Raw genomic sequence first — 11,190 nt, 5'->3', positions numbered from 1 at the left:
CGCGGGCCGCGGCCAGCTCGGCGTCGACCCGGGCGCTCCGCGCGGCGGCGTCCGCGGCGGCGGCCTCGGCCCCGGTGAGGTCGGCCGCGGCGCGCGCCCGCACCGACGCCACCCACGCGCCGACGCTCGTCCCGGGACGGGCACCGACCAGCTCGGGCGCCAGCTCCTCGGGCACCTCCACGTCGGCGATCTGGGCCACGCGGTGCAGCAGCGTGCTGATCCGGTGCCGGTCGGCGCGCAGCGACTCCTCGGCGGTGCGGCGCTCGGCGGCCAGCCACTCCTCCGCGCGGGCGAACCGGCCCACGTCGAACAGGGTGCGCAGCAGCCGGGCGCGGTCCTCCGGCTCGGCGCGCAGGAAGCGCGCGAAGTCGCCCTGCGGGAGCAGCACCACCTGGCAGAACTGCTCCGCGGAGAGGCCCAGCCGCACCCGCAGGTACTCCGACCCCTCGTCGATCCGCGTGCTGACCGGTTCCCAGACCGCGCCCTCCCAGCGCTGCACGGTGAGCCGGGCCTGCTCGGTGGTCTCACCGGCGCCCCGCTTCTTCGGGCGGGCCTGCTCCGGCCGGCGCACCAGCAGGAGGCGCTCACCGGCGAGGGTCAGCTCGCAGGAGACCTCGGTGCGGGTGGCGGCGTCGGCGTGGTCGCTGCGCAGCCGCTTCTCCTCGCCGCGCGCGCCGGGGACGGTGCCGTAGAGCGCGAAGACCACGGCGTCCAGCAGCGTCGTCTTGCCGGCGCCGGTGGGGCCCCAGAGCAGGAACAGCCCGTCGCGAGCGACGTCGTCGACGTCGACGGTCTCGGTGCCGGCGAACGGCCCGAACGCGGTGAGCGAGAGCGAGTGCAGCCTCACAGGGCGGCCTCCTCGCGGGCGGCGGCCCCCAGCGCCCGGCCGAGGAGCTCCCGCTCGGCCGCGGTGACCCCCACGCCGCCGCGGACGTGGGCGACGAACTCGCCGGTGACCTCGATGTCGCTGCGGCCGCGCAGCCGCTCCTGGTAGCTGCGCCCGTCCCGGTTCGCGTCGCCGCCAGTCCACTCCAGGTGCACGCAGTGCGGGAAGCGGACCTGCAGCCGGCGCATCGGGTCGGCCGGGCGGACGGCGTCGGTCAGGCGGGCGGAGACGAAGTGCTCCTCGACCGCCGCGTGCGCGGGGTCGGCGAGCAGCTCGGCGAGGGTGCCGGTGAGCACGGTGAGCGGACGCGGGGTGGGCAGCGGGACGGCCCGGACCCCGGCCAGCCCGGCGGCGTCGAGGTCGACCAGCCACGCCTGCTTCTCCTGGCCGGCCTCGCCGAAGGAGTAGGCCAGCGGCGAGCCGCTGTAGCGCAGCCGCGGGGTGAGCGTCTGCGGCCGGTGCAGGTGCCCCAGCGCGACGTAGTCGACGCCGTCGAACACCGCGGCGGGCACCAGGTCCACCCCGCCGACACAGATGTCGCGCTCGCTCTCGCTGGCCACCCCGCCGCCGACGAAGGCGTGCGCCAGCACGACCGACCGCGTGCCGGGCCGCAGGAAGAGGTCGGCGCGCACCCGGTCCATCGCCTCGGCCAGCACCGCCTCGTGGCTGCGCGCGCCCGGCATCCCCAGCTCGTGCCGCGCGATCTCCGGCTCCAGGTAGGGCAGCCCGTAGACGGCGACGTCCCCGTGCTCGTCGCCCAGCAGCACCGGCTCGTCCAGCCGGCCGGTCGCCGCCCGCACGTGCACGCCGGACGTGGCCATGAGCCCGGCGCCGAACGACAGCCGGCGGGCCGAGTCGTGGTTGCCCGGGGTCAGGACGACGGTTGCGCCGGCGGTGCGCAGGCGCATCAGCACCCGGTCGAGGACGGCGGTCGCGTCCGCCGAGGGCACCGCGCGGTCGTAGACGTCACCGGCGACGACCACCACGTCGACCGACTCGGCTCCCACGACGTCGGCCAGGCCGGAGAGCACCGCCTCCTGCTCGCGGAGCAGGTCGGCGCCGTGCAGCGAGCGGCCGATGTGCCAGTCCGAGGTGTGCAGCAGCCGCATGGCCGCCGAAGGTAGGTCGGGGTACCGACAGAACCGCCGAGGCGCGCCGTGACGGAACCGTCACATCACGGAGTCAGAGCAGGGCAGTGGGGTGCGCGCTGCCGTAGCCGTCGCCGCGGATGTACCCGGCGTTCTCCTGGGCCCGGCGGTCGGCGTCCTCTTCGATCATGTGGTTGAGCAGCTGCTGGACGCCGTCGCTGTCGGGGATCTGCTTGAGCACCGTGGCGCTGCCGTCGCCAGCGGACTCGATGGTCAGGGTGCCGGAGCTGATCAGCCGCTCCCACAGCGTCTGGCGGTAGGAGACGTCGGTGATCCGGGACAGCCCGATGTCCCGGCCGTGCCGGGCGAGGACGCCCTCCCGGAACAGCAGCCGGTGCGTGGTGATGACGTAGTGGGTGGTGCGCCACCGCAGCACCGGCGCCAGCACGAACACCACGAGCAGCGCGAGGGCGACCCCCGTGATCACCATGCGGACGACGCCCTGCTGGCGGCCGTCGGGCACCATCGCGGCGCCGAAGGAGGCCCCGCCGACGATCAGCAGGAAGGCCACGACCGGGCCGAAGAGGGTCAGCCAGTGCGGGTTCAGGTGCCGGACGACCTCTTCGTCGGCCGCCAGCAGCTTGTCCGGGTAGGGCACCGCGACAGGATGACGCAGCGGGGGCCCGGGATCAGCGCTCCCGCGCCCGTGTCCGGACGTGTCGCACGTCACCGCTGGCCAGCTCGACCGGACCCTGCGCCGTTCGGACGACGAGCCGGCCGTCCCAGTCGACCGACTCGGCGACCCCCTCCAGGACCGACCCGTCGGGCAGCGCCACCGCGACCGTGGCCCCGACCGTCGAGGACCAGGCCAGGTAGTCGTGGGCCAGGCCCGTGCCCACCGGGTCACCCAGGGCGGCCACCCACGGCAGGTAGCGGCGCTCGAGGCCGCGCAGGAACGCCAGCAGGACCGCCGCGCGGTCCACCGGACGGCCGGCCGCCAACGCGAGCGAGGTGCCGCCCGGGGGCAGCTCGCCGACCGTCGTCGACACGTTGAGGCCCACGCCGACGACCACGGCGCCCGAGCCCACCTCGGCGAGGATCCCGGCGAGCTTCGCGCCGCCGGCGTCCAGCAGGTCGTTGGGCCACTTGAGCGAGGCCCGCACGCCGGGCACCTCCCCCACCGCCTCGGCCAGCGCGACGCCGGCCAGCAGCGGCAGCCACCCCCGCCGCGCGACGGGCACGTCGGGACGGAGCAGCAGGGAGACGGTGAGACCGGCGCCCGGAGGCGAGACCCAGGTGCGGTCCAGGCGCCCGCGGCCGGACGCCTGGTACTCGGCGACCAGCACCGTGCCCTCGGGGGCGTCGTCGGCCGCGGCGGCGAGCAGGTCGGCGTTGGTCGAGCCGACCTCGTCGACCACCCGGACCGACCGCCACAGGGCGCTGTCCGAGGTCAGCGCGGCCGCGAGTGCCCCGCCGTCCAGCGGGCGGCGGTGGGGGTCCGCCGAGCGGGACGGCGAGGCGAAATCCACTCCCCTACGCTACGGAACCCGTGAGCGTGCTGGCGAGCTCACGCACGGGCACAGCAGCGCCACGGACGTGGCCGACGAGCGCCAGCGAGGAGGACGCGTGAGTGCGGCTGAACTGGAGGGCGCCGGGGAGCACGTCCCCGGCGACATCGACATCCACACGACCGCGGGGAAGCTGGCCGAGTTCGGCCGGCGGGTCGAGGAGGCCACGCACGCGGGGTCGGCCCGCGCGGTCGAGAAGCAGCACGCCGCGGGCAAGATGACCGCCCGCGAGCGGATCGAGGCGCTGCTGGACCCGGGCTCGTTCACCGAGCTCGACGAGTTCGCCCGGCACCGCTCGACGAACTTCGGGATGGACGCCAAGCGGCCCTTCGGCGACGGCGTGGTCACCGGCTACGGCACCGTCGACGGCCGCCCGGTCTGCGTGTTCTCCCAGGACGTCACCGTGTTCGGCGGCAGCCTCGGCGAGGTCTACGGCGAGAAGATCGTCAAGGTCCTCGACCTGGCCATGCGCAACGGCTGCCCCGTCATCGGCATCAACGAGGGCGGCGGCGCCCGCATCCAGGAGGGCGTGGTCGCCCTCGGCCTGTACGCGGAGATCTTCCGGCGCAACGTGCACGCCTCCGGCGTCATCCCGCAGATCTCGCTCGTCATGGGCGCCGCGGCGGGCGGGCACGTCTACTCCCCCGCGCTCACCGACTTCGTCGTCATGGTCGACAAGAGCAGCCAGATGTTCATCACCGGCCCGGACGTCGTGAAGACCGTCACCGGCGAGGACGTCACCCTCGAGGAGCTCGGCGGCGCCCGAACGCACAACACCAAGTCCGGCGTCGCGCACTACCTGGCCGAGGACGAGGCCGACGCGCTGGACTACGTCAAGGCGCTGCTGTCCTACCTGCCCAGCAACAACCTCGACCCGCTCCCGGTCGCCGAGGTGCCGTCGGTCGACGTCTCCGTCCCCGACGGCGTGACCGAGGCCGACCTCGAGCTCGACACGTTCATCCCCGACTCGCCGAACACGCCTTACGACATGCACACCGTGATCACCCACGTCCTCGACGACGGCGAGTTCCTCGAGGTGCAGGCGCTGTTCGCGCCGAACATCGTCGTCGGCTTCGGCCGGGTCGAGGGCCGGCCGGTCGGCGTGGTGGCCAACCAGCCCACCCAGTTCGCCGGCACGCTGGACATCGACGCCAGCGAGAAGGCCGCCCGGTTCGTCCGCACCTGCGACGCGTTCAACGTCCCAGTGCTGACCTTCGTCGACGTCCCCGGCTTCCTGCCGGGCACCTCGCAGGAGTGGGAGGGGATCATCCGCCGCGGCGCCAAGCTGATCTACGCCTACGCCGAGGCGACCGTCCCCAAGATCACCGTCATCACCCGCAAGGCCTACGGCGGCGCCTACGACGTCATGGGCTCCAAGCACCTCGGCGCCGACCTCAACCTGGCCTGGCCCACCGCGCAGATCGCCGTCATGGGCGCCCAGGGCGCGGTGAACATCCTCTACCGGCGGGAGCTCGCCGAGGCCGACGACTCCGACGCCCGCCGCGCCGAGCTGATCACCGAGTACGAGGACGCGCTGCTGAGCCCGTACATCGCCGCGGACCGTGGGTATGTGGACCAGGTGCTCCTGCCCTCGCACACGCGGGTGCAGGTGACCCGCGCCCTGCGCCTGCTGGCCAACAAGCGCCAGACGCTGCCGCCCAAGAAGCACGGGAACATCCCGCTCTGATGGCCGAGCCCGAGTCCGAGCCGCGGCGCCCGCTACTGCGGGTCGTCCGGGGCGAGCCCACCGCCGAGGAGCTCGCCGCCCTGACCGTCGTCGTCGCCGCCCAGTCCCAACGCCGTCCCGGCCGCCGCCCCACCCCGGTGGGCGCGTGGGCCTCGGCCGGCGACGCGCACCGCACACCACTGCGCCCCGGCCCCGGCGGCTGGCGCGCCTCCGGGAGGTTCTCATGAGCGTGGATCGTCGGCTGGTGCTCGCGTCGGCGTCCCCGGCGCGGCTGACGCTGCTGCGCCAGGCCGGCCTGGCGCCCGAGGTCGTGGTCAGCGACGTCGACGAGACCGCCGTCCGGGCGCCGCGGGTCGGTGAGCGGGTCGCGCTGCTGGCCGCCGCAAAGGCCGGCGCGGTCGCGGGGAAGGAGACCGACGCGCTCGTCGTCGGCGCCGATTCGCTGCTGGAGTTCCGCGGGCAGGCCATGGGGAAGCCGGCCGACGTGAAGGACGCCCGCGACCGGTGGCAGCGGATGAGCGGGCGCAGCGGCGTGCTGCACACCGGCCAGGCGCTCTTCGACGTCCAGGACGGCCGGGTGGTGGCCCGCGACGTCGCCGTCGTCTCCACCGTGGTGCACTTCGCCACCCCGACGCCGCAGGAGATCGAGGCCTATCTGGCCACCGGCGAGCCGCTGGCGGTGGCGGGGGCCTTCACCCTCGACGGGCTGGGCGCCCCGTTCGTCCGCCGGGTGGACGGCGACCCCGCGGCGGTGGTCGGTCTGTCGCTGTCGACCCTGCGCAGCCAGCTGGCCAAGCGCGGCCTGGCGGTCACCGACCTCTGGCGCCGCTGACCCCCTCGACGGCGAGGTCGAGGACGACCGCCCCGGCCACCGGCCGCAGGCCCTCCAGCCGGCGCTCGAGCTGCTCGGCCCAGGCCGGCACGCGGCGCACGCCGCTGGGGTAGAGGAAGAGCGTGGTCGAGCCGACCAGCCGCCAGCCCGCGTCCCCGGCCCGACGGAGGAAGTCCCGGACGGCGAAGGTGCGCTCGCCCGGGGTGAGCACGTGGTACGCCCACACGTACGGGTGCACCCGGTTGGGCTCCATGGCCCGCCACCGCGCCGTCGGGGCGCTCACGGCCCGCACCTCGGCGACCACCCGGTCCAGGTCCGTCACGTGGTGCAGCGCGTCCACGCTGACCACCAGGCCGGCGGACCCGGCCGGCACCACCTGCCCGAGGGTCTCCCCCGTGCCGACCTCGAAGCGGACGTTGGCCAGCCCTGCCTCCTCCGCCCGCCGCCGGGCGAAGTCCACGTAGTTGGGCAGCGGCTCGACGCCCACGAACGTCCGGTCGGGACGGCGGGCCGCCAGCTCCCGCAGCAGCGTCCCGGTTCCGCAGCCGACCTCGAGCACCGTCCCGGGCACCTCGTCGAGCACGCCGGTGAAGTACTCGACGCGACGCCGGGCCATGTGCCCGGCGGCCCGCAGGTCGTCGTACTCGTCGGGCCGCTCGTCGAACGAGGCGTTGAGGGCGCGCGTGTCCGGGTCGGGTCGGCGTTCCTGGGCCGCTCCGGAGGTCATCGCCGCAGGGTAGGGGATGTGTGTCCCCGTCGCGCGTGCTCCGGCGCTCCCCCGGAGGCCCACCTGCGCGCGTGTCGCCGTCGCCGCGGTGGCTACAGTCCGACCGGGTCAACTCGGAGGGAGCACCCTGGTGCAGAAGGTCCTGATCGCCAACCGCGGCGAGATCGCCGTGCGGGTCGCCCGCGCCTGCAGGGACGCCGGACTGACCAGCGTCGCGGTCTACGCGGAGCCCGACCGGGACGGCCTGCACGTCCGGGCCGCTGACGAGGCCTTCGCCCTCGGGGGGACGACGCCGGGCGACTCCTACCTGGTGATCGACAAGATCCTCGCCGCGGCGGAGAAGTCCGGCGCCGACGCCGTCCACCCCGGCTACGGCTTCCTCTCCGAGAACGCCGACTTCGCCCGCGCGGTCATCGACGCCGGGCTCACCTGGATCGGCCCCTCCCCCGAGGCGATCATCGCCCTGGGCGACAAGGTGCAGGCCCGGCACATCGCGATGAAGGCCGGCGCCCCGCTGGTTCCCGGTACCAAGGACCCCGTGTCCGGCGCCGACGAGGTGCTCGCCTTCGCCGAGGAGCACGGCCTGCCGGTCGCGATCAAGGCGGCGTTCGGCGGCGGGGGCCGCGGGCTGAAGGTGGCCCGCACCAAGGAGGAGATCCCGGAGCTGTTCGACTCCGCCGTCCGCGAGGCGGTGTCGGCCTTCGGCCGCGGCGAGTGCTTCGTCGAGCGGTTCCTGGACAAGCCGCGGCACGTCGAGGCCCAGGTGCTCGCCGACACGCACGGCACCGTCGTGGTCGTCGGCACGCGGGACTGCTCCCTGCAGCGGCGCAACCAGAAGCTGGTGGAGGAGGCGCCCGCGCCCTTCCTCACCGACGAGCAGCGGGAGCGGATCCACTCCTCGGCCCGGGCCATCTGCGCGGAGGCCGGCTACCACGGGGCCGGCACCGTCGAGTACCTGGTCGGCGTCGACGGCTCCATCTCCTTCCTCGAGGTGAACACCCGGCTGCAGGTCGAGCACCCGGTCACCGAGGAGACCAGCGGCGTCGACCTGGTCCGCCAGCAGTTCCGGATCGCCGACGGGCTGCCGCTGGAGATCACCGAGGACCCCGCGCCGCGCGGGCACAGCATCGAGTTCCGGATCAACGCCGAGGACGCCGGGCGGAACTTCATGCCCGCCCCCGGCCCGGTCACCCGGCTGGAGATCCCGCAGGGCCCCGGGGTGCGCTGGGACTCCGGCGTCGAGACCGGCGGCGAGGTCGCCGGCGCGTTCGACTCGATGCTGGCCAAGCTGATCGTCACCGGTGCGACCCGCACCGAGGCGCTGCAGCGCGCCCGCCGGGCCCTGGACGAGCTGGTCGTCGAGGGCATGCCGACGGTCGTCCCGTTCCACCGCGCCGTCGTCCGGGACGAGGCCTTCACCAGCGAGCCGTTCTCGGTGCACACCCGCTGGATCGAGACCGAGTGGGACAACCAGGTCGCCCCCTACGCCGCCGCCCCGGCCGGGCACGGCGAGCCGGAGCCGCGGCAGACCGTCGTCGTCGAGGTCGGCGGACGGCGACTGGAGGTGTCGCTGCCCGCGGGCCTGGCCACCGGCGGGCCGGCCGCGGCCGCGGGCGGGGCCAAGCCGCGCAAGCGGGGCGGCGGCCACGGCGGGTCGGCCGCCTCCGGCGACGCCCTCACCAGCCCGATGCAGGGCACGATCGTCAAGGTCGCCGTCGAGGACGGCACCTCCGTCGAGGCCGGTGACCTCGTCGTCGTCCTCGAGGCGATGAAGATGGAGCAGCCGATCGCCGCGCACAAGTCGGGCACCGTGACCGGCCTGTCGGCCGAGGTCGGCGCGACCGTCACCAGCGGCGCGGTGATCTGCACCATCGCCGACGCCGAGTAGCGGGGCTCCCCACCCCCGTTGCGCTCAGAGCGTGCCGACGAGGGTTCCACCCTGGAAGGTCTGAGAGCAGCCGCGGGCGGTGCACGAGGGATCGGCCCGCGGGTACCCCAGCGGGCCTGACTCCCAGCCCCGCGCCGCCCACTGGTCCCGGATGGTGCCCCAGACCTGGTGGGTCCCGGTGTCGACGCTGAAGTAGATGGATCCGCCCTCGAAGTGCTGGAAGCACCCGCCCGCCACCAGGCCACAGGTCGTGTCGGTGACCGGGTAGCCCAGCCGGCCCCACTCCCAGCCCTGCGCCGCCCACTTCTGGTGGACCGCACCGATCACCGAGTGCGCACCCGTGGCCGGGGACCAGTAGACGACCCCGTGCTGGAACTGCTGCAGGCAGCCGCCGTTCCGGGTCCCGCACGCGGCGTCGCCCGTGGGATAGCCGAGCACGCCCCGCTCCCAGCCCAGCACCGCCCAGCGGTCGCGGATCACCCCGTCCACGGCGCGGGCACCGCCGGCCGGGCTGAAGAAGATGGATCCGCCCTCGAAGTGCTGGAAGCACCCGCCCGCCACCAGGCCACAGGTCGTGTCGGTGACCGGGTAGCCCAGCCGGCCCCACTCCCAGCCCTGCGCCGCCCACTTCTGGTGGACCGCACCGATCACCGAGTGCGCACCCGTGGCCGGGGACCAGTAGACGACCCCGTGCTGGAACTGTCGCAGGCAGCCCCCGTTCCGGGCGCCGCACGTCTCGGCCCCGGTCGGTGCGCCGAGGGGGCCCTGGGCGCCACCGGATGCGGTGTAGAGCGAGTCGATCGGCGTGGCCGGGGTGGCCGACGTGCCCGTCTCGACGCGCACGACCGCGCCGGACGCGGACACGCTCTGGACTGTCACGGTGAAGCGGCCGCCGGCCAGGACGACCGGCGTCCCGACCGGGAGGGCCTGCTGCATGTCGCCGTTCCACCCCGTGCTCGCCGACGGCGTCGGGTCGAGCAGGACGGAGGTGTCCCGGCCACCCTGGGACTGCCGCACGAGCACACCCGCCTGGAGACCGTGCCAGTTGGCGCCGCTGCCCAGCCACGCGTCCTGGCCGCCCGCGGGCCGGTACTCCAGCCAGTAGGTGGGGTCGGTCCCGCCCGGGGCCAGCGTCACCGCCCGGGTCCCCGTCGACTGCGACACCGGGGCGATCGTCACCGTGCCGGCCGGGCCACCCGGGGTGAAGGCCTGGGGCGAGCCGGGCAGGACGCGCAGGCGGTCGGCGTGCGCGACGTTGAGCGAACCGACCTGCTCCCAGGACACGCCCATGACGTCGTAGTAGTCGCGGTAGGCCACCGTCCGGCAGGTGCCCGTCTCCACGCTGCGGTCGCACTGCAGGCCCGACGCGTGGCCCAGACCGAAGTTGTGCCCGAACTCGTGGGCGAGGACCGACGTCCGGGCGGCGCGCACGTAGAGGAACCCGCCGGCCCCCAGGCCGGTGCCCACCTGCGCCAGGCCGTAGGAGCACGCGGGCAGCGCCGGCGTGCTGGTGACGTAGAGCAGGAGGTGGCGACCCGGAGCCGGGGCGAAGCCGATCTTCCCGGCGACGTCGTTCCAGAGCAGGTACGGGTCGTCGCAGCCCTTGGTGGAGCTGACCCAGTCGGTCACGGTGGTGGTGACCCCGAGCCGGACGGCCCCGTTGGTCTCCCGCTCCCAGAAGTCGGCGACGGGTCCGTCGACCAGCGCGGCGACGTCGGCCGTCGCGGTGCCGTCCGGCGTGCCACCGGCGGGCAGGACGCGGACCACGGTGACCTGGTTGGTGAACGGCGGGGCGGCCGGCGCGACGGGCGGGGCGGCCGGCTGCTCCACGACCTCGGCCGACAGCACCTCGCGCGCCGGGTCCAGGCCCTGCTCGGCCGCGGGGGCGTCGGTCACCTCGTCCCCGACGGTCACCTCGACGGTCGCGCCGACGGGGATGTCCGCGACGTCGTCGGTCGGCACCCGGACGGCCTCGCCGGGCGCGGTCTCGATCCAGCTGAGCGGACCGTCGGCGGCCAGGGCGGCGGCCTCGGCCGGGTCCTCGTCCGTGTGCTCGGGCCAGGCCTGCACGAGCTCACCGACGAGGGTGTCCCCGCGGGCCGGGTCCTCGGCCAGGGCGGGCGGGGCGCCCAGCAGGGGCAGGGCGGTCGCGACGGCGGCGAGCACGGCGAGCGACCGCAGGGTCGGCGGACGGCGGACGAGGGACACGGGAACTCCAGGGCCGGTGGACTGACTTCTCCATCGGCACCGCGGGTGCCGATCCGGACGGCGGTCGGTCAGGGGCGGGCGCGCAGTCGACGGCCGGCCCAGGCGCCGGCCAGGAACAGGACCACGGCGCCGACGGCGACCGCGAGCAGCGGCGGCCACGAGGTCCCGGTCGCCGCCGGGTCGACCGTCTCCTGCGCCTGCGTCTGCAGCTCCGTGGGCGCCTGCTCCACCGGCGCCGGTGCCGGCAGCTCGGCGGCCTGCGGGGCGGCCGGCGGGGCGGCCTCCGGGGCGGACGCGGCCGGCGCG

General features: G+C 75.1%; 11 protein-coding genes. 4 read left to right on the top strand and 7 right to left on the bottom strand.

The genetic code is table 11. From position 1 onward, the window contains the following. From MY520_RS27290 to MY520_RS27275, 4 genes are all read right to left on the bottom strand, one after another. On the bottom strand, positions 1 to 847 hold an 847-nt coding region (locus tag MY520_RS27290), incomplete at its 3' end, for an AAA family ATPase (protein WP_436695840.1). Then, complete coding sequence (locus tag MY520_RS27285; protein ID WP_436695839.1) at positions 844 to 1,995, bottom strand: exonuclease SbcCD subunit D; 1,152 nt, start codon at positions 1,993 to 1,995, stop codon at positions 844 to 846. The genes MY520_RS27290 and MY520_RS27285, both read right to left, overlap by 4 nt. A gap of 73 nt (positions 1,996 to 2,068) precedes the next feature. Next, positions 2,069 to 2,632: a PH domain-containing protein gene (locus tag MY520_RS27280; protein WP_436695838.1), complete on the bottom strand. Its 564-nt coding sequence runs from the start codon at positions 2,630 to 2,632 to the stop codon at positions 2,069 to 2,071. 31 nt (positions 2,633 to 2,663) lie between these two features. Next, positions 2,664 to 3,503, bottom strand: coding sequence for a biotin--[acetyl-CoA-carboxylase] ligase (locus MY520_RS27275; protein WP_436695837.1), 840 nt, complete (start codon positions 3,501 to 3,503; stop codon positions 2,664 to 2,666). A 97-nt stretch (positions 3,504 to 3,600) separates the two neighbouring features. Here MY520_RS27275 and MY520_RS27270 point away from each other — a divergent pair, with 97 nt between their 5' ends. The 3 genes from MY520_RS27270 to MY520_RS27260 are packed head-to-tail and all read left to right on the top strand — an operon-like array spanning position 3,601 to position 6,061. After that, positions 3,601 to 5,229 carry an acyl-CoA carboxylase subunit beta gene (locus MY520_RS27270; protein WP_436695836.1) on the top strand — a complete coding sequence of 543 codons (1,629 nt, stop codon included), beginning with the start codon at positions 3,601 to 3,603 and terminating at the stop codon, positions 5,227 to 5,229. Next, positions 5,229 to 5,456, top strand: coding sequence for an acyl-CoA carboxylase subunit epsilon (locus MY520_RS27265; RefSeq protein ID WP_436695835.1), 228 nt, complete (start codon positions 5,229 to 5,231; stop codon positions 5,454 to 5,456). Before MY520_RS27270 ends, MY520_RS27265 begins: the two co-directional genes overlap by 1 nt. Continuing rightward, the gene (locus MY520_RS27260) at positions 5,453 to 6,061 is read left to right on the top strand and encodes a Maf family protein (RefSeq protein ID WP_436695834.1); all 609 of its coding nucleotides are present in this window, start codon (positions 5,453 to 5,455) and stop codon (positions 6,059 to 6,061) included. The genes MY520_RS27265 and MY520_RS27260 overlap by 4 nt, the downstream gene beginning before the upstream one ends. Here MY520_RS27260 and MY520_RS27255 read toward each other — a convergent pair. Beyond that, positions 6,039 to 6,788: a methyltransferase domain-containing protein gene (locus tag MY520_RS27255; protein WP_436695833.1), complete on the bottom strand. Its 750-nt coding sequence runs from the start codon at positions 6,786 to 6,788 to the stop codon at positions 6,039 to 6,041. The genes MY520_RS27260 and MY520_RS27255 overlap by 23 nt on opposite strands. Positions 6,789 to 6,918: 130 nt before the next feature. Here MY520_RS27255 and MY520_RS27250 point away from each other — a divergent pair, with 130 nt between their 5' ends. After that, positions 6,919 to 8,676: an acetyl/propionyl/methylcrotonyl-CoA carboxylase subunit alpha gene (locus tag MY520_RS27250; RefSeq protein ID WP_436695832.1), complete on the top strand. Its 1,758-nt coding sequence runs from the start codon at positions 6,919 to 6,921 to the stop codon at positions 8,674 to 8,676. A gap of 24 nt (positions 8,677 to 8,700) precedes the next feature. On the opposite strand, the gene MY520_RS27245 is transcribed toward MY520_RS27250, so the two are convergent. Further along, complete coding sequence (locus MY520_RS27245) at positions 8,701 to 10,884, bottom strand: hypothetical protein (protein ID WP_436695831.1); 2,184 nt, start codon at positions 10,882 to 10,884, stop codon at positions 8,701 to 8,703. Between the two features lie 68 nt (positions 10,885 to 10,952). After that, positions 10,953 to 11,190 (bottom strand): hypothetical protein (locus tag MY520_RS27240; RefSeq protein ID WP_436695830.1); only part of this gene is annotated, 238 nt, incomplete at its 5' end.

The organism is Geodermatophilus sp. CPCC 205506 (assembly GCF_051383635.1).
GTDB lineage: Bacteria > Actinomycetota > Actinomycetes > Mycobacteriales > Geodermatophilaceae > Geodermatophilus.
This window is presented reverse-complemented; position numbering and strand designations above follow the sequence as displayed.